The 18,966-nt window shown below is 66.9% G+C and carries 12 protein-coding genes; 5 read left to right on the top strand and 7 right to left on the bottom strand.

Features of this window, described 5'->3' with window-relative positions; translation table 11 throughout:
- Positions 1–103 precede the first annotated feature (103 nt).
- From metE to ABEA50_RS17570, 3 genes are all read left to right on the top strand, one after another.
- Positions 104–2,371 (top strand): 5-methyltetrahydropteroyltriglutamate--homocysteine S-methyltransferase, encoded by a 2,268-nt coding sequence (gene metE, locus ABEA50_RS17560; protein WP_345496484.1) that lies wholly within the window; start codon positions 104–106, stop codon positions 2,369–2,371.
- Positions 2,372–2,639: 268 nt separating this feature from the next.
- Complete coding sequence (locus ABEA50_RS17565; RefSeq protein ID WP_345496485.1) at positions 2,640–3,038, top strand: hypothetical protein; 399 nt, start codon at positions 2,640–2,642, stop codon at positions 3,036–3,038.
- Positions 3,039–3,240: 202 nt separating this feature from the next.
- The gene (locus ABEA50_RS17570; RefSeq protein ID WP_345496486.1) at positions 3,241–3,768 is read left to right on the top strand and encodes a hypothetical protein; all 528 of its coding nucleotides are present in this window, start codon (positions 3,241–3,243) and stop codon (positions 3,766–3,768) included.
- Positions 3,769–3,789: 21 nt separating this feature from the next.
- Here ABEA50_RS17570 and ABEA50_RS17575 read toward each other — a convergent pair whose 3' ends face one another.
- From ABEA50_RS17575 to ABEA50_RS17590, 4 genes are all read right to left on the bottom strand, one after another.
- Positions 3,790–6,426, bottom strand: coding sequence for a helix-turn-helix transcriptional regulator (locus ABEA50_RS17575; protein ID WP_345496487.1), 2,637 nt, complete (start codon positions 6,424–6,426; stop codon positions 3,790–3,792).
- Between the two features lie 41 nt (positions 6,427–6,467).
- Positions 6,468–9,074 carry a helix-turn-helix transcriptional regulator gene (locus ABEA50_RS17580; protein WP_345496488.1) on the bottom strand — a complete coding sequence of 869 codons (2,607 nt, stop codon included), beginning with the start codon at positions 9,072–9,074 and terminating at the stop codon, positions 6,468–6,470.
- A gap of 186 nt (positions 9,075–9,260) precedes the next feature.
- Entirely contained in the window at positions 9,261–9,839 is a 579-nt protein-coding gene (locus ABEA50_RS17585) for a dihydrofolate reductase family protein (RefSeq protein WP_345496489.1), read from the bottom strand.
- A gap of 271 nt (positions 9,840–10,110) precedes the next feature.
- Positions 10,111–10,869 carry a MerR family transcriptional regulator gene (locus ABEA50_RS17590; protein ID WP_345496490.1) on the bottom strand — a complete coding sequence of 253 codons (759 nt, stop codon included), beginning with the start codon at positions 10,867–10,869 and terminating at the stop codon, positions 10,111–10,113.
- Positions 10,870–11,027: 158 nt separating this feature from the next.
- Here ABEA50_RS17590 and ABEA50_RS17595 point away from each other — a divergent pair, with 158 nt between their 5' ends.
- The gene (locus tag ABEA50_RS17595; RefSeq protein ID WP_345496491.1) at positions 11,028–11,414 is read left to right on the top strand and encodes a DUF1707 SHOCT-like domain-containing protein; all 387 of its coding nucleotides are present in this window, start codon (positions 11,028–11,030) and stop codon (positions 11,412–11,414) included.
- A gap of 4 nt (positions 11,415–11,418) precedes the next feature.
- Here the strand turns inward: ABEA50_RS17595 and ABEA50_RS17600 are convergent, their stop codons facing one another.
- A complete protein-coding gene (locus ABEA50_RS17600; protein ID WP_345496492.1) occupies positions 11,419–13,773 on the bottom strand; it encodes a serine/threonine-protein kinase in 2,355 nt (784 codons plus the stop codon).
- Positions 13,774–14,016: 243 nt separating this feature from the next.
- Positions 14,017–15,609, bottom strand: coding sequence for an amino acid permease (locus ABEA50_RS17605; protein WP_345496493.1), 1,593 nt, complete (start codon positions 15,607–15,609; stop codon positions 14,017–14,019).
- 204 nt (positions 15,610–15,813) lie between these two features.
- Here ABEA50_RS17605 and ABEA50_RS17610 point away from each other — a divergent pair, with 204 nt between their 5' ends.
- Positions 15,814–16,884 (top strand): SPFH domain-containing protein, encoded by a 1,071-nt coding sequence (locus ABEA50_RS17610; RefSeq protein WP_345496494.1) that lies wholly within the window; start codon positions 15,814–15,816, stop codon positions 16,882–16,884.
- A 37-nt stretch (positions 16,885–16,921) separates the two neighbouring features.
- Here ABEA50_RS17610 and ABEA50_RS17615 read toward each other — a convergent pair.
- On the bottom strand, positions 16,922–18,966 hold a 2,045-nt coding region (locus tag ABEA50_RS17615; protein ID WP_345496495.1), incomplete at its 5' end, for an NAD-glutamate dehydrogenase domain-containing protein.

Genomic DNA, 18,966 nt, shown 5'->3' on the forward strand with positions numbered 1-18,966 from the left:
ACTACTTCGATGTGTCGGGCTCCCCTACCGGGTTCTCCGGCGGGTCGAAGGGTTCTCCGCACGCCCCGGCGATGGTCTGCTACCTCAGCACTGGAGAAGCCACATGACTGTTTCATCTCAGAAGCCGTTCACCGCAACAGTTCTCGGACTCCCACGGGTCGGCCCGCGGCGTGAGCTCAAGCGGGCCACCGAGTCCTATCTCGCGGGCAGGATCGATGCCGACGCGCTGCACGCCGTCGCACGGGACCTGCGGCGTGATCAGTTCGCCGAACTACTGGCCGCCGGCCTCGACTCGATCCCGGTAGGCACGTTCTCGTACTACGACCAGGTACTCGATACCGCCGTGTTGCTCGGCGCGTTGCCGCCGAGGGTCGCGGATATCGCGGATCCGCTGGATCGGTATTTCGCCGCCGCGCGCGGTAACGACACCGTCGAGCCGTTGGAGATGACCAAATGGTTCGACACGAACTACCACTACCTGGTGCCCGAGATCGGCGCGGACACGACGTTCTCGCTGAATCCGGAGAAGGTACTGCAGGAGCTGCGTGAGGCGATCGAGCTGGGCGTACCGGCTCGGCCGGTGGTGGTCGGGCCGATCACCTTCCTGAAGTTGGCCAAGTCCGCCACCGGATCACCGCTGGACCGACTGGGCGAGTTGGTCGGGCTGTATCGCGAATTGCTGCGACTGCTCGCCGAGGCGGGCGCGCAGTGGGTACAGCTCGACGAACCGGCGCTCGTCACCGATCTGACGGCGGACGAACTCGACGCGGTGCGCACCACCTACGCCGAATTGTCCTCGGCGGCCGAACGTCCCGCGATCCTGGTGGCCACCTACTTCGGTCACCCCGATGCGGCGTTGCCCGCCCTGGCCGGGACCGATATCGATGCGGTCGCACTCGATTTCACCGCGGGTGTCGATGTCGCCGCGGTGGCCGAGGTCCCCGCGTTGGCGAACAAGCTGTTGGTCGCGGGATTGGTCGATGGACGCAATGTCTGGCGCGCCGATCTCGACCATGGTCTTGCCATGCTCGCCACCCTGCTCGGCAGTGCGGACAGCGTCGCGGTATCCACCTCGTGCTCGCTGCTGCACGTGCCCTACACCCTGGCGGTGGAGACCGGGCTGGAGGAGCGGCTGCGTTCGTGGCTGGCCTTCGGCGCGGAGAAGGTCGCCGAGGTGCGGCTGCTCGCGACGGGGCTGGCCGAGGGTCCCGAGGCGATCGGCGCCGAATTGGCCGCCACGCGTGCGGCGTTGGCCTCGCGTAAGGCGGATCGCCGGCTGGAGGATCCACAGGTGCGTGCCCGACTGGCCGGGCTCGACGCCGAGGCCCTGCGTAGGGCGCCCGCCGAGGAACGCAGGGCGCTGCAACGGGATCGACTGCGACTGCCGTCGCTGCCGACCACCACCATCGGGTCCTACCCGCAGACCTCGGCCATCCGGTTGGCCAGGGCGGCGCTGCGCAAGGGTGAGATCGATCAGCAGGAGTACATCCGGCGGATGCGCGCCGAGATCGCCGAGGTGATCGCGCTCCAGGAGGAACTCGGCCTCGACGTGTTGGTCCACGGCGAGCCGGAGCGCAACGACATGGTGCAGTACTTCGCCGAGCAACTCGATGGCTTCGCGGCGACCGAGTTGGGCTGGGTCCAGTCCTACGGCACCCGGTGCGTGCGTCCGCCGATCCTGTTCGGGGACGTGGCTCGGCCGACGGCGATGACGCTGGACTGGATCACCTACGCGCAGTCCCTGACCGAGAAGCCGGTCAAGGGCATGCTCACCGGGCCGGTGACCATTCTGGCGTGGTCGTTCGTGCGTGATGACCAGCCGTTGGCCGATTCGGCGCGGCAGGTGGCCTTGGCGATTCGCGACGAGACGGTGGATCTGCAGGGTGCGGGTATCCGCATCGTTCAGGTCGATGAGCCCGCGTTGCGCGAGTTGTTGCCGTTGCGCGCGGTCGACCAGCCCGCGTACCTCGAGTGGTCGGTGCAGTCCTTCCGGCTGGCGACCTCGGGTGTCGCGGACACGACCCAGATCCACACGCACCTGTGCTACTCGGAGTTCGGTGCGGTGATCGACGCCATCGCCGGGCTGGATGCCGACGTGACTTCGATCGAGGCGGCCCGCTCGCACATGGAGGTGCTCGACGACCTCAACGCGGAAGGCTTCGACCTCGGGGTCGGCCCCGGCGTGTACGACATCCACTCGCCCAGGGTTCCCAGCGTCGAGGAGATCACCACCTCGTTGCGGGCGGCGTTGAAAGCTGTTCCCGCGCAGCGGCTCTGGGTGAACCCGGACTGCGGCTTGAAAACCCGCGGCCCGGTGGAGGTGACGGCGGCGCTGCGCAATATGGTCGCCGCCGCGGCCGCCGTGCGCTGACGCCGTAGTTCGCTGATGCGGTAGTTCGCGTCGTCGCGCTGGGCGCGGCGAACACACCGGCCTCGTCTCGGTCTTCGGACCGGGGCGAGGCCGGTGGTGTCCGCGCGCCGGAACGAGTCACCGCGCGAGATTCCCACGACTGACAACCCTCTGGACATCCATTACACCGCCGATTAATGTGTCGTTATATAGCGGCACGATAGACCGTGAGTCGCTGACCGGGCCGGGACTTCGCTCCCGACCGCATACAGCTCGAACGGAGAGTCACATGACCACTCGCATCCCCGCGACGACCACACGACGGCTGCTCGCGTGTACGGCGATCGCCGGAGCCCTCGTCAGCGCACCGACGGGCACAGCATTCGCGGATTCCGGTGCGCACTCGGATCATTCGCGCGGTGGCAACAACAGCAGCTCGAACAGCGGGCGCGACACCACCGGCTGGCACCACATCGACCCGATGGGCTACAACCACTCGGAGAACAGCCGAACCAAGATCAACGAGCAGAACCAGAATCGGCGCAACTACCACAACAACCACAACCAGCCCGCGGAGAGCAACAGCAGCAACACCGCCGGTTCGGGCAACGGCTCCAGCTGGGTGCGCGTGCCTCGCGCCGACGGCAGCGGATGGACGGTCTGCCGACTGTCGTCCGGCTCCTGCTGATCAGTTCCGCGACCAGCTTTTGGCTGGTTCGAACCAGTAGTGCCACAACATTTTTCGAATCGGCACGGTAATGGTTTCCCGGCACGATCCCGGACACCACGCCCGTCCCGATTATCCCTATAGGCGACGGCACGTTAATCGACGTGCGCGCAGGCTCTCCGGTCCGAGGGCCGCGAGATACACCACGGAAAGTGAGACGTCGATGCGGACAGCCGACGACCACCGCGCGCGAACCACCACCCTGGCCGCCTGCACGTTCGCCACCCTGGCCGCCGTCGTCGCGGCCGGTACGGGATTCGGGGCGGGCACGGCCTCGGCCGATACCGGTGTCGGATGCCTCTGGGCGGGCGCGCCCTACGCCGAGGGCGAATCAGCCGTCGCGGGCGGTTCCGGATTCACCTGCGGCAACGACGGCAGGGGCGGCGGCTATTGGTTCGGTACCGGGCCGACCGACGCGGCGAGCACCGTCAGCAACCCCGGCGCCGCGAGCAATCCGGCTGGACGCTTCAGCGCGGGCGCACGCCAGCCGGGCACCGGGTACACCGACTATTGCGTCGGAAGCCAACTCATCGAGGGCGCCGAAGACGTCTACCAGGTGGTCTCCGATGCCAACGGCTTCCTGTACTGGAAGGCGGCCGTGCCGATCGACCAGTGGGCCTTCGACGCGGGCGAGGCACCGCAGACAACGTGGCACTCCTCGAGCAGCTGCTACGACGGAGTCCTGATCTGAGCGGCGCCCACGCCGCACATCTCAGCGTCCCTGCTCGCCAGACCCGCGCCGTCGACCGGTCTCGCGCGTGACCCGTTCACGCAGTTCGACCGGCACATGACGGGTGATTTCGACCCGGTTGGCACAGCGCAGTTTGCGTAAGACGCTGGCCACCTGGCCATCGACCGTACGGATGGAACTGCCACGGCGAGCCGAGATCGCGCTGTTGGGCCACCCCGCGGCGGCGAGCACCGCGATATCCGCTTCGGCGGGCGAGAGTTCACGCCACCGCTGCTCCCCTCGCTCGCCGTCACGCCCGGCCCCTCGGGCGGCGCCCGGCCCGGCGCCGTCGCGCCGGGCGCCTTCTTGCCCGCCGTCAACTTGCACCGTGACCTCTTGCCCGGTGACCTCTTTCCCTGTGTCGCCGTGTAATTCGAGCTCGCCGAGCATGAAACGACGCAACTCGTCGCGTTCGGGTCGTAGGCGAGCTCCGCGCTCGGCAGCCACAGTGTAAGCGTGCGCACCGAGTATCGACCTGCCCACCTCCGCGACGAACCGGTTACCGCCCGCAAGGATCGCGACCTCCTCGGTCGCCATACCCATCGATCGCCACAGGGTGACAAGGCCCCCTTCCAGCGACGCGAGTTCGGTGGCGGCGCCGACCAGACGCGTTCGGGGCTCCTGAGGATCGGCCGCGCGCTTGGCGAGAACATTGGCCATCGCGACGGTGGTGAAATGCGTAATCGCCGCCGCGGTCCAGCTGTGGCTGCCGTCGAGATGACGCGCCAACGCGGCGCGCCCCATCGCCACCGCCGCCCGTGGGTCCGCGTGCCGCGAGAGCGCGATCAGGCGAGCCAGTTCCGCCCAGGACACCGCCCAGCCCGCTTCGGCGGCGACCACATCGGCCAGATGACCGGCGGTCCCGGTGAGCGCGCGGTGCGAATCGGACAGGCTCGCGACAGCCAGCATTTCGAACGTCTTGCTACGAATCGCGGCCGAACGCTCACCTGCTTCGGCGAATTTCCCACCCGCCCTGGACAACACGGTGATCGAGCGAGAGTCCTGTACTAGAAAGAGCTCGACGCCCCAGGTGAACTCGACCGCGGCGGGCAGCCCGAGATCGGCATCGGCATCGGCACGCCAGTTTTCGCGCGTGGCGGGGTCGTCGATGAATTCGGCAACACACGCGTCGAGCAGCCGCGCCGACCGTTCGCCTCGTCCCTGCCAGATCAAAACCCAGGCGATCAACGCCGTGGCGGTGAGCCGAAGTCGCGCGGGCGGCGATTCCGACCGCCCGGTCACTTCCAATACTCGCTCGGTAAGAACGGTGAACAAATGGTAGGCATTCGCGGGGAACTGGACGCGCAGTTGCAGGAGCACCGCGGCGATTTCCAGACCGACCGCGGCCTCGTCGGGATCATCGAGGCTGGATTCGATGGCGAGCAGAATATTGCCCCACGCGCACCGCGCCCACTCCAGCCATTCGGCTTCCTGTGTGCTGTACCAGACCGCAGGACCCGCAGCGATCCGATCTCGGTAGTGACGCCGCAGCCTGATCAGCAACGACCGCTCGGAGAGTTCGTCACGACGTCGCGCGAGCCGCTCGCGCGCGAACACCGCGACGCTCTCCAGCAGGTAGTAGCGTGCCGCGGTGGGCCCGAGATGCACCGAGACCAGTGAACGCTCGGTCATTCGCTCCAACAGCTGCCCGATCCGATTCCTCGGCAACTGCCGGTCGGCGCAGACCGCGATGATGTCGTCCAGTTCGGTTCCGGCACCGAGAATTTCGTCGCTTTCGCGCTCCCAGCCGGTGGCAAAGACCGACATCCGATCCAACAGTAATTGTTCCTGCTCCGTGCACAGCCCGTAGGACCAGGCGATCACGTCACGCACGCTGTGGTGCCGTTGTTCGACACCCACGGTGGCACCCGCGGGCCACCGCATCCTCCGGTCGTCGGTGTCGCCACTGAGTTCGCGCAACACCTTCGACGGTGTGCGGTGGCGCAGCCGCGCGGCGGCCAGTCGGATGAACAATGGATTGTGGTCGACATGTCGGCAGATGCCTTCGATGACTTCCCGGTGTTGCTGATCCTGCGGGATCGCGCGGCCGGTGCGCTCGGCGCGCCTGCGAAACAGTTCGGCCGCCTGCTCGGCCGCCAGCGGAGGCACGATCACCAGATGCTCGTCGATCCAACCAACCGGTTCACGACTGGTGGCGAGGATGGTCAGCGCGGGCGCCGCCGCCAACAGATCGAGAATCAGCGCCCCGACTCCCGGCAACACGTGTTCACAGTTGTCCAGCATCAGGATCGGCCGGTCGAGGCCCGAGAGGTTGCCGCCGTTGAACGCGGCGGCCAGACCGGCGATCGGCGAGGCGTCGGCCGTCGCGGTCGTTCCCACCGTGCGCAGCACCTCGGCCGCCACCGTCTCGGTTTCGGCGAAATGCGCCAACCGGCCAAGGCGCGAGACCCACGCGGTGCGGTGCGGCATGGCGCGCTGTCTGCGGACGATCTCGGCGGCGAGCGTGGTCTTGCCGATGCCGCCGGGTCCTACCAGCGTGATCAGCCGGTTGTTCGGGCAGGCCAGCAGCTCATCGACGCGGCGAAGCTCAGCGTGCCTGCCGACGAAATCGCCCGGCGTGAAGGGTAACTCGGCGCTGTCGGGGCGCACTGCTGACATGCTTGCTCACCTGTCGATGTCGAAACCCCTGTCCGAGCACTCTAGCGAGGTCGAGTTCGCCTGCCGACCCGATCTGGCTTTCGTCGCGACTCTCGGCGTACCTGCTCACCGAGTTCCGCCGGAACGAAGCCGACGATGTCGGTGCGTGAGGTGATCATCAGCTTCTGCCGAATCGAGGCGACCTGTGCGTCGACGGTGCGGATCGAGCTGCGCCGTTCGAGCGCGATGGCGCTGTTGGGCCAGCCCGCCGCCGCGAACACCGCGACGTCGCGTTCTGCCCTGGACAGCTGATTCCAGCGTGCGTCGGTGTATCGCGCGCCGACCGGCTCGACCGTGCCGTCGTGGATCACCTCCGCCGTCCCGTCGTGGATCGGCCCGGCTGCCACCACCTCGGCAGCGACCGTCTCGGCGACCCTCGCCGTGCGTGCGGCGCGCTGCGTGCCGGTCGGGTCGCTGCGGCACCACCACGGGGTCGATCGATCGCCACGCTGGCGCGTCCGTTGCTCGGCGGTGGCGTAGCCGCGGTCACCGAGCACCGCGCGCGCCTTGTCAGCCGCGTCACGAATCTCGCTGGCCAGCAGCGGAACCCGATCCAAGACCACGCCGACCGCGCGGCTGCGCTCCTGAAAACCACCGATCAGGAACGCGATCTCCGCGGCAGCCCTACTCGCCTCCTCCGAGGTCAGCGCGTCGTGCAGGCGCGACTTGGCCACGAGGATGCGGGCGCCGACGGCCCAGCTCGTCGTCCACACATCGTTGGTGCCGGAGTACCTGGACAGCACGCCCGTGGCGAGTACGTCGGCCGCGTCGGCACCGTCGTGTTTGGCGAGCGCGATCGCCCGCACGATCTCCGCCCATGCTGTCGGCACCGCGGATCCCAACGCTCCCACCGTGATCAGATGTCGTTGGGTGTAGGCCAGTGCCTGTTCGCGCGAGCCGAGCAGCGCCGCACAGAACGCCACCATCACCCCGCTGTGCTTGGCACCGGTCTCGTCGCCGCGCGCGGCGTACTTGTCCCTGGCACGCGCCGCGACGGCGATCGCACGTGGATCCTGTGCGATCAACAGCAAACCGAGCGCGCACATCCAATCGACCCCGGCGGGCAGACCGAGGTCGCCATCGGCGCTCGCCCGCCAGCCCTCGGCGACCGTGCGCCCGAGCTGCGTACGCACGGTGTCTTCCAACAATTCATCGGCGCGCTCGACCCGGCCCTGCCACAGAGCCGACCAACACAGCAGTCGCGCGGCGACGTCGGTCAACGACCGATTGTCCTGGTCGCGTTCGGTCGCCGCCAACGCGCGCTCGGTGAGCCTGGTCAGCGCACGACTGCCACCCTTGACGAAGGGCACCCACATCGCGAGCAACACCGTCGAGGTCTCCAGCCCGATCCGTGCCTCGCCCGGATCGGCGAGTCCGGTCTCGATGCCGAGCACGATGTCGTTCCACGCCGAACGCACCCACGCCATCCAGGAGGGGTCGTGGCGACGACGCAGCAGCGGCTGCCCACCGACCACCCGGTCACGGAAGTGGCGTCGATGCGCGGCCGCGAGCCGGTCGGCCTCATCGGGATCCCGACGGCGCAGGCGTTGGCGCGCGAAGACGTGCACGCTTTCGAGGATGTACCAACTCCCCGTCGTCGGCGCCAGATGCACCGAGAGCAGCGATCGTTCGGTGAGGCGCTCGAGCAGATGCTCGATGTCGTCGGCGGGGAGACGCTCGTCGCCACAGACCGCGATCACGGCCTCGAGATCGATCCCGGTACGCGGCGCCTCCTCGTCGCTCTCATAGCCCGTAGCGAACACCGAAAGCCGTTCCAACAGCAATTGTTCGGAAGCGCTACACAACGCGAACGACCACGCCACCACGTCGTACACACCACGATGGCGCGGCTCGGCACCGACCCGCGCGCCGTGGGTCCAGCGCAGTCGTTTGTCGTCGGCGTCACCGGTGAGTTCGCGCAGTACCACCACCGGTGGCTGGTGCCGCAACCGCGCCGCGGCGAGGCGGATGAACAGCGGATTATGGTCGACCCTGCGGCAGATGCGCGCGGCGGCCGCCACCTGGGCGGGGTCGTCGGGAATCAGAACGCCCACGAGTTCGGCACGCTGCCTGAGTAATTCGAGCGAACGGCGGGGCGACAGCGGCGGGACCATGAGAATGTATTCGTCGACCCACCCGATCGGCTCCCTACTGGTGGCCAGGATCGTCAGGTCGGGCGCGACGGCGAGCAGTTCGGTGATCATCACACCGACGGCCTCGAGCATGTGCTCGCAGCTGTCGAGGACGAGTACCGCACGCTCGGTGGGATATTCACCACTGGTGAAGATATTGAGCACCGCATCGGGTGTCGGCGGGCAGATCACGTCGGTGGTTTCGGGCGCGAGCACGGCCGCGTGCGCGGTCGCCGGGCGTCCGACTTCCCATTCGGCCAGCCGTGCCCAGTAGACCGGACGGTGCTGGGTGTCGCGCGCACGCCGCAGCGCCTCCGCGGCCAACCGCGTCTTACCGATGCCGCCGGGGCCGATCACACTGATCATCCGCGCACCGATACGCAGCAATTCACCGAGTCGGTCCAATTCCGTCTGCCGACCGACCATTTCACTGGTGGGTGCGGCCAACACACCGCCACGCGCCGATACCAGGGACATACCGACGAAAGTTAGTCCACGCAGCGGGGATCCGCTGAATTACCAGTAACATTCTCGTGACGCGGCGGCGTCGGTGAACCGTGGCACGCGGCGCGATCATGGCCGCTCCCAGGCGATTTGCCCGGGAGTGCCCGCACGGCGGGCGGGCGTCGCGATTCCCTCATCGAGCCGCGATGCCCGCCGCGCTCAGACCGCCGCCTGCACCCGCTGCTGGTAATGCATCTGCACCACAGCACTGTCGAAGGTCATCACGTCCACCAGGTGTAGTCCCGACATGACCGTGGGGGTCGGGAACAGTGGCACGCCACCACCGAGCAGTATCGGGTGGACGAACAGCCGGTATTCGTCGACCAGGTCGTGGGTGATGAACTCCGAGGCGATCTCGGCCCCACCGAACAGGACCATGTTGCGGTCGGATCGTTCACGCAGTTCGGTGATCTCCTCGACCATCTCTTCGCCGACGACCCTGGTGTTCCAGCCCGCGCTGCGTAGCTCGCGGGAGAACACCAGCTTCGGCACCTGTTTCCAGCACCGCGCGAACTCGACGTAGAACTGCGAGATCGCCGGATCGACATCGGCGGTCGGCCAGAAACTCGCCATGATCTCGTAGGTCTTGCGGCCGTACAAGAACATGTCCGCCGCGCGTAGCTCGTCCAAGAAGGACTCGCACAACTCCTCGTCCACCACCGGCCAGTGGATCGCTTGATCAGGCCCCTCGGCGAAACCGTCGAGCGACATCTGCATCCACAGCGTCACGCTTCCCATTACCCATACCAATCTCCGCCTCTAACGACTGTGAGATTGTCCAGGCACGACAAGGCGGCGCGCATCGGTATGTCGGGTGCGCACCTACCTAGGTAGGTGCGCGTTCCGCGACGCGGTCTACCGATACCGCCGCCGTTCGTAGGGCTGAAAGCGCCTTGCTCCTACTAACATACCGTTGAATAACGGCTCGTTACCGGCTCGTATGGCCAGGGTTGAGAACAGGTGAACATTCGGCATTTCGCGCGCCGACGCCCGTGGTCGCCGCGACGGATCATTCCCCCGAAAGCGCGGCGGCGAGCTCGTCGTCCTGATCGAGTTGCCTTGCGACGGAACGGTTCACCAACATCCCCTCGGCCGCACCCGCCACCTCGCGCAGCACCGCGACCCCTGCCGCCAATTCGGCGAGATCGGTCGAATCCCGCGCCGAGGCTTGGAATTTCGACCATGCTCCACGGTGGAAGAGATCGATGAAGCGATGCGCGATCCGGTCGGCGTCGGCGCGCAGCCGCTCCAACTCGCCGAGCGAGTCGGCGAGGTCGACGCCGATGATCAGCAGCTGTTCGACCACCCGCAGCGAACCGGGGTCGGCGACCCGATAGGTCTGCGCGTCGACCGGTTGATACAGGCCGGCACCGACGACCCGCGCGAAGCCGTCGGGCACATCGCGATACCGTTCGGCCAGCTCGGTCGCCGCCACTGTCTCAGATTCCGCGGGCTCGGCCGGGACGTCCGACCCGGCGGCCGTCCCCGACTCCGCCGATCTGCCGTCGGGCTCGTTCAGGAGGTCACCGAGATTGTCGCCACGGCCGAAGGCATTGAGCAGTTCTTTGATGCCGTTGAGCTTGATCCCCCGATCGAGCAACCTGCTGATCGTACGCACCCGATTGAGATGCTCCGCGCTGTAGAACCCCGTTCTACCCTTCACCTGCGGCGGCGGCAGCACGCCGCGCTCGTGGTAGACCCGGAGGCTCCTGACCGTCGTACCGGCCTCACGCGCCAGTTGATCGATCGTGTACTCAACACCCGCCATATCACAAGGAAACCACATACCGGTTACGATTGGCGGCCAGCGCGCCCTCGGTATGACCCGCACCACCGGCTCCGGCGAAACTTCAGCTACCGACGCGCTTCCCGAGGATGGCGACCGCGCCTACCCCGGCGCACGGCAATCGGCCTATCCTTCCCCGCATGAGCGAAACGGTGAGCTCTCGGGCGACTGTCGCGGACAGGGAACGAGCACTGGCGGAATTGTCTCGACATCTCGGTACGGGCAGGTTGGCACTGAGCGAATTCGACGAGCGCAGCGCGACGGTCGTCGCGGCTGTCGACAAGAATCAACTGGCCGAGGTGTTCACCGATCTGCCCGGCGCCGCCCCCGAGGGCGTAGAGCCGGTCCGCACGTCCGTGCCCGCCGCGTCCGAGGCGTCCACGAACCCGATCCCCCGCCTCGTGGTGTTGTTCGGCGCGGCAGCGGCTTTCGCCATCACGCTCGCGGCGACCACGGGCAACTGGCTGTGGTTGTTGGTGGTGCTCAGCGCGCCCGCACTGCTCGCGGTGACCAGGCAGCCGGACTGACCCCTCACCATCTGGTCTTGGGTCGCACGCTGTTGGCCAGATCGATGAGCTGATAGCGGTGCAGTCGATGCGGCGCCGAACGAGCCAGCGTGCGCAGGCTCGTTTCGAGTCCACGCCGCAGACCCAGCATCGTGACCGGGTAACCAAGGATCGTTTCCTCGTCGCATTCGGGCTCCCCCGAGGTGCGCAACCACTCCAGCGCGGCGCCAACGATGACCACGCGCAGTTGCGGCGCCCTCGGCTCGTCCTCGGCGGCGGTGAGCCGGGTCGCGGCTTCGGCAAGGTCGGTCGACGAGGTCTCCGCGATCGGCTGCGACACCAGTAGCAAACACCCGGTCATCCGCGCGACACCGTAATGCCGCGACGCCGCCGGTACCTGATCGAGCACCCGCACGGCTTCGGTGAGCGCGCCGTCGGCGACGAGCCTGCGCGCGAGACCGAACGCCGCGCTCACCACACCGTGGTTGGTGCGCCACACCGACCGGTAGTACTCGGTCGCGAGCCGGTGCCACCGCAGATCCTCGGAATCGCCCTGTTGCAGAGCTAGTTCCGCGGCGGCAGCGAGCGCGAGCGCCGGGGCGAGTTCACCGGGGAGCATGCCGTGGACGGTGTCGAAGTAACCGAAGGCGCGTTCGTACTGGCCGTCCAGCAGCGCGGCGATCGCGCTGTACCAGTCGACCCGCCAGTCCGCGCTGTAGCGCGGCCGCAGGTCGGCGAGACGGTCACCGGCCGAGACCACGTCGCCGAGATCGAGGTGCGCGCGCACCGCGGTCAATGTGCCCTCCAGCTCGAAGGTTTCCGGCTCGGCGATCGTTCCGGAGACGATCCGGTCGGCGGTGCGCCGCAACGTGTCGAGGGCGTGGCGCGGGTCGCCGTGCAGCAGGGTCGACAACAGGTCGGCGCTGGGATCCTCGCTGCCCATCAACGGGACGGGTAGCGCCTCCACCACACTCGCGGGGGCGAGCTCGGGCCGTCGATACGTGCCGTCGATCATGCCGTCGGTCTGCCCGATCAGCGTTTCGATCCCGAAATCGCCACGCATGGAACCGAATTCGATGGAGGCCTGCGGATGCTCGGCGCCGGAATCGGCGGCGAGCACCATCCGCAGCGTCCCCGCCAGCTGGCAATACATCGAATAGGCGGAGGGGAAACGCCGGTGCGGCACCGCGTCGGTGGCACGCAGCAGCAGGCGATACAACGCGGGATAGCGCGCGAACAACGGCTCCTGCTCCGGCGTCGGAATCCCCGGCAGATAGTGGCCCTCGGCGTTCTTCGGCAGGCTCGTGATCAGCGCGGCCATGGTGCGGCCAACGGTGTAGATATCCGAGGCGACCGTGGGGCCGGTGTCGGTGATCTCCGGCGCTTGATAACCGGGGGTGCCGTAGATGCTTCCGTAGGACTCCATGGCGGCGACCGCACCGAGGTCGATGAGTTTGACCTCGTCCTCGCTGACCATGATGTTGTCGGGCTTGAGATCGTTGTAGGCAAGTCCGAACGAGTGCAGGTAGTCGAGCGCCGGCAGGATCTCCATCATGAACGCGATCGCGTCTGAGACGGGAAGCCGTTGCGGCTCACGAAGATCGAGCATCTTCTTCAGCGAGCGACCGCCGACGTACTCCATCACGATGTAGCCGTCGGCGACCTCGCGCGTCGACCGATGCTTGACGAAGTTGTGAATCTTGACGATGCCGGGGTAGGCGACTTCGGACAGGAACTGGCGTTCGGCGAGCGCGACGACGTGCGCCTCGAAATCCAGCGGGTTCTGCAGACCTTTCAAGACCACCCAGCGGTCGCTGACATTGCGGTCGATCGCGAGGTAGATCCAGCCGAGTCCGCCGTGCGCGAGGCAACCCTGTACTTCGTATTGCTCGGAGACGATCTCGCCGGGCTGGAGTGCGGGACGAAAGTTGAAGGGCGAGAAGCAATGTCCGCAGACTCCGGACAGCTCACCCGGACCGAACTCGTCGGTGCGCCCGATGGGCTGCTCACATTTCCAGCAGAAACGTTTGTGCTCGGGCACTTCCGGGGTCTCGAGCATCGCGCCACGGGGGTCGAGCGGACTCACCTTGGGCATCGCGACCAGCCCGTCCCCGAGCCGACGAACGCTCGGCCGGGAGCGCGCGCTGCGCCCGGAAGCGGGTTCGGATTCCAACTGCGCGAGCAGCGCGTCTTCGACGCGCTCCCGCGCGCGCGACGGCGATTCGGGCTCCGACTCGACCTCGATCGACTCCGGCTCGGTATCCGGTGGTTCCGTTGTCGCGAACCGGTTTTCGGCGATGCGGGGACCCGACCACGGGTGCGCGATTCGCGCGGGCACCTCGGTATTGCGGGAACGGCGACTGGTCCACGGGTGCGGCATGCGTCGAGGCACCTCGGTGCCGCGTATTCGTCGGTTCGACCACGGGTGCATCGGCCGGTGCTCGGATGCGCTCGGGTGCTCCGCCATGCGAACCTCTCAGACCCACCGTTCGAACGGGACCTCATTCTGGTCGGCCTCCTCTGCGCATGCACGTTGGTCATCCCCAGGGTTGGGAATGCGGTCCGCCCCGAGCGTTTCGGCTCGGGGCGGACGGGTTTCACTCGATATTTCGGGCTCGTCGCACTACTTCTGGTCGGTGCCCGAGCCCCCGGAGCCCGAGGGGCCCTCGGGCTCGTCGGGGCTGTCCTGCTTGTCGAGCACCACCACGGAGTCCCCGTTGCGGTTGCTCGCGGGACGTTCCGCCACGACCGGGAACTGACCGGTGTGCCCCTGACGGATGGCGGCGATGAGCAACACCCGCTTCCTGGCGAAGAACCAACCGACGACCATCAGCGGAACCACCGTGAATGCCATGGCGATCACGGCACCGCGCTGCAATTCGTCGTCGCTGAACGCCATGAGCAGGACGACAGCGACCAGGAACAGCAGTGTCGCGACGCTGGTGTACGGCGCACCGATCAGGCGGAACGAGGGGCGTTCCACTCGTCCCTGCTTGGCCCACCGCCACAGTTGGAGCTGGCAGACGATGATCGCCGCCCACGCCGCGACGGTGCCGAGCGCGGACATGTTGAGCACGATCTCGAAGGCCTTGTCCGGCACCACCGCGTTGAGTCCGACGCCGATCAGCGCGATCGCGCCGGTGGCGAGGATGCCGACATACGGAACACCGCCCTGCGACATTCTGGAGGCGATGGTCGGCGCGCTGCCGTTCATCGACATCGAGCGCAGGATGCGGCCTGTGGAATACAGCCCGGCGTTCAGACTGGAGAAGGCCGCGGTCAGCACCACGAGATTCATCACCGATCCGGCACCGTCGACGCCGATGCGGGAGAAGAACGTCACGAAGGGGCTCTCACCCGCCTTGTACACGGTGTAGGGCAGCAACAGACCGAGCAGCACCAGTGATCCGACGTAGAACAGTGCGATCCGAGCGATGACGGAGTTGATCGCGCGCGGCATGATCTTCTCCGGGTTTTCCGACTCACCGGCCGCCGTACCGACCAGCTCGACCGCGGCGTACGCGAACACGACACCGGTAGTGACCAGGACCAGCGGCAGGAAACCACTGGGGAAGAGGCCGCCGTTGTCGGAGATGACGCTGAAGCCGGTCTGCTGTCCGTCCACCTCGAAGCGTCCCGCGAGGAACACAGTGCCGATGATCAGGAAGCCGACCAACGCGACGACCTTGATCAGCGCCGCCCAGAACTCGAGCTCACCGAACCACTTGACCGACACCATGTTGATGCCGACCACGATGCCGAGCGCGATGAGCGCGATCAACCACTGCGGTATCGCCTCGAACGCTCCCCAGAAATGGACATAGGTCGCGATCGCGGTGATGTCTACGATGCCGGTCATGCACCAGTGGAAGAAGTACATCCACCCGACCGCGAAGGCCAGCTTCTCGCCGAAGAACTCACGCGCGTAGGAGACGAACGACCCCGAGGAGGGGCGATGCAGGACCAGCTCGCCGAGTGCTCGCAGGATGAAGAACACGAAGATGCCGCAGACGCCGTAGACCAGGAACAACCCCGCCCCCGCGTCGTGCAACCGGCCACCGGAGCCGAGGAAGAGCCCGGTACCGATCGCACCGCCGATCGCGATCATCTGTAGCTGACGGGGGCGCAGCGACTTGTGATAGCCCGCGTCCTCGTCGTGGAGTGCGCCTGTGTGCACAGACTCCGGTGCCTCCCCGGGAGGTCGAACTGTGGTCATTGGAGACGGCCTTTCACGTGATGGCGATCATATCGTTGCTTAATGTACCGCCATGCAGCGGTACGTTCAACAGGAACATCGCGGTCGTGACCCGTTGGACATCGCAAAACTTCGAGACGGTAGCACAAATTCCGTCCTGACCAGCATTGATCGAGCCGCTATCCATCGGTACGATCGAGGAAAATATTTCTAGGGAGCGCCCACATGGCCTGGTTCGAACGGGAATTCATCGCGGTCCCCGAGGATCGCAAGAATCAACTGATCTACAAGTGGCCCGACGTGAACATCCGCCGTTACAGCCGCGCGATGGTCAATGCCGACGAGATCGCCCTGTTCGTGCGATCGGGACGGGTACTCGCGGCCATGGGTCCCGGCCGCCACCGCATCGACGCGCAGGAACTGCCGGTACTCGGCGCCCTCGTCGATTCGGTCACCGGCGGCAACTACTACCGCGCCGAGCTGTACTTCGTCTCCACCAGAGAGTTCGCCGGTCTCAAGTTCGGCGGGCGATTGGCCGACGTCGTCGACCCGGTCACCGAACAGGTGGTGACGCTGCGGGTATTCGGCGAATACGCGCTCACCGTCCGCGACCCCGCCGAATTGCTGGCCTCGTTGACGGGCACCGCCGACCTGACCGACCCGGACACCGTGCGCAACTGGGCGGCGGATCTGCTCATGAAATCAATGAAAGTCGCTGTCACCAAGGGCATTTCCGAAGGCGAGTGGCCGATCATGGGCCTGTCGGCGCAGCTGGAGTCCATCGAAGCGGCTGCATTGCGCCAAGCCAATATCGCGCTCTATCAGTACGGCCTGCGTATCGCTCGCCTCGGCAATTTCGACATCACCTTGGCACCCGAGGACGCGGAGCGACTCAAACGCTTGGCCAAGGACGTCACCTACATTCGCCTCACCGGCGACTTCCAGCGGTATGCCGCGGGCGAACTCGCCCTCGGCGCCGGCGAAGGGCTCAGCAAGGGTGCCGGGTTGGAGACCGGATTCCTCGGCGCGGCAATGGGTTTGCAGGCACTGGGGCAGTCGGCGCCCGCCGGAATGCTCGGCGCGGTCACCTCCGAACGCACCGGCACACCCGCCGCGCCGGGTCGGGCGTGCGCCGGTTGTGGCCATACCGGTAACCCGGCGGACGCGCGGTTCTGTGCGCAGTGCGGTGACCGCGTCGCCGCGCCCGCACCCCGCCGCTGCACCGACTGTGGCACCGAAGTCGTTGCCACGGCCCGATTCTGCGGCGCATGCGGAACGCGAGTGCCCGGCGGCTGACTCGAAGCTCGCGCGAGGCGGGCACCCGGCGTTCCGGTCAGCCCAGCGCGCCCGCCGTGGTGGACTCGCCGCCGCTGACCATGCTGCGCACCTGTCGCGCCGCGACCGACAGTGTCGCCAGGTCGTAGGTGCTCACGCCGAAGATCTGCGCCAGCGAGGCACCGGCACGCGCCAGCCTGGGTCGGTTGGTCGACTCCCAGTAAGCCACCTTCTCCGCGACGTCGTCCTGCGGCTCGGTTCCCGAGAGCACGTCGAGAGTCAACGAGCGCAGCGAGTCATAGAGGTCGTCGCGCACCGCGAGCCTGGCCAGGGTCCGCCAACGATCACCGCGCTCCAGCTTGCCGACCGCGGTCAGCAGGCGTTCGATCTCGAAATGCTCGTTGAGCGCGTAGTACAGCTGCCCCACCTCGGCGAGCTCGCGCTCGGCGAGGTCGGCGACATCGCGCACATCGAGCAACCCGAACCGATGGATGAGCCCGAACACCTCCTCGGCGAGCTTTCGCGGCGCACCGCGTTCGATCACGCCGTGGGAACGCCGCGCGAGATCCTGCGCGAGATATCCGGTCGACCAGCCGGGCACCGCCGCGGCGAGTTCCCGCACGCCGCCCTGGTAACGGGCGATATCGGCGGCGATCGCGATGGGTTGTGGCCGGTTGGCCAACAACCAACGCGAGGCCCGATCGAGGGTGCGCTTGGACTCCAGCTCCAGCTCGTTGCGCACGACGGCGGGCACCGGCGCTTGCCGGATGCGCTGCCACAGTTCGTGCAGATCGAAGATCTCCACCGCCGCCGCGAACGCGCGGACGGCGTCGTCGGTGGTCGCGCCCGCCTCCTCGGCGAGCCGGAAGGCATAGGTGATGCCGCCGTAGTCGACCATGTCGTTGATCACCACGGTCGCCACGATCTGCCTGCGCAGCGGATGCTTGTCGATGGCCTCGGCGAAGCGCTCACGCAGCGGGCCGGGGAAGTAGTTCGGCAGCACCGAGGCGAACGCGGGGCTGTCGGGCAGCTCACCGGCCAGTAGCTCGGACTTCAGCGAAAGCTTCACGTGTGCCATGAGATTGGCCAGTTCCGCGGAAGTGAGGGCCTTACCTTCCTCGATCCGCTGTTTCATTTGCGCGTCGGTGGGCAACGCCTCCAGCTGTCGGTCGAGTCCGTGGCGGGTCTCCAGGTCGGTGAGCAGTCGCCGGTGCACCGTCGACATCGCCACCGCTTCGGCGCGCGACATCCCCAGGCGGAAGTTCTGCGAGATATTGTCGCGCAGCACCAGCTCGGACACCTCGTCGGTCATCGAGGCCAGCAGTGGATTGCGCTGTGCGCGTGGCAGTTCCCCGCCGGAGACGAGAGCATCGAGCAACACCTTGATATTGACCTCGTGGTCGGAGCAATCCACCCCCGCCGAGTTATCGAGGGCATCGGTATTCATCCTGCCGCCGCCTCGGCAGTATTCGATTCGACCGAGCGCGGTGGCACCGAGGTTGCCGCCCTCGCCGATCACGGTGGCCCGCAACTGATTCGCGCTCACCCGCACCGCGTCGTTGGACTTGTCGCCGACCTCGGCATTGGTCTCGGTGCTCGCCTTGATGTAGGTGCCGATGCCGCCGTTCCAGAGCAGATCGACCTCGGCGCACAGAATCGCCCTGATCATCTCCGGCGGTGACAGCCTGCGCACCTCGGCGTCGAGACCGAGCGCGGCACGCACCTGCGGGGTGATCTCGATGGATTTGGCCGACCGGTCGTAGACGCCGCCGCCCGCGCTGATCAACGAGGTGTCGTAATCCGCCCACGACGAACGCGGCAGCTCGAAAAGGCGAGCGCGTTCACGGAACGACGCCGCCGCCACCGGGCTGGGGTCGAGGAAGATATGCCGGTGGTCGAACGCCGCCACCAACCGAATGTGCTCGGACAACAACATCCCGTTACCGAACACATCACCACTCATGTCACCCACACCCACCACCGTGAAATCCGTGGACTGCGTATCGAGATCCAACTCGGCGAAGTGCCGCTTGACGCTCTCCCACGCACCCTTCGCGGTAATCCCCATCGCCTTGTGGTCATACCCCGCCGAACCACCCGAGG

Origin of the sequence: Nocardia callitridis, assembly GCF_039543305.1 — a bacterium.
Taxonomy (GTDB): Bacteria; Actinomycetota; Actinomycetes; order Mycobacteriales; family Mycobacteriaceae; genus Nocardia; species Nocardia callitridis.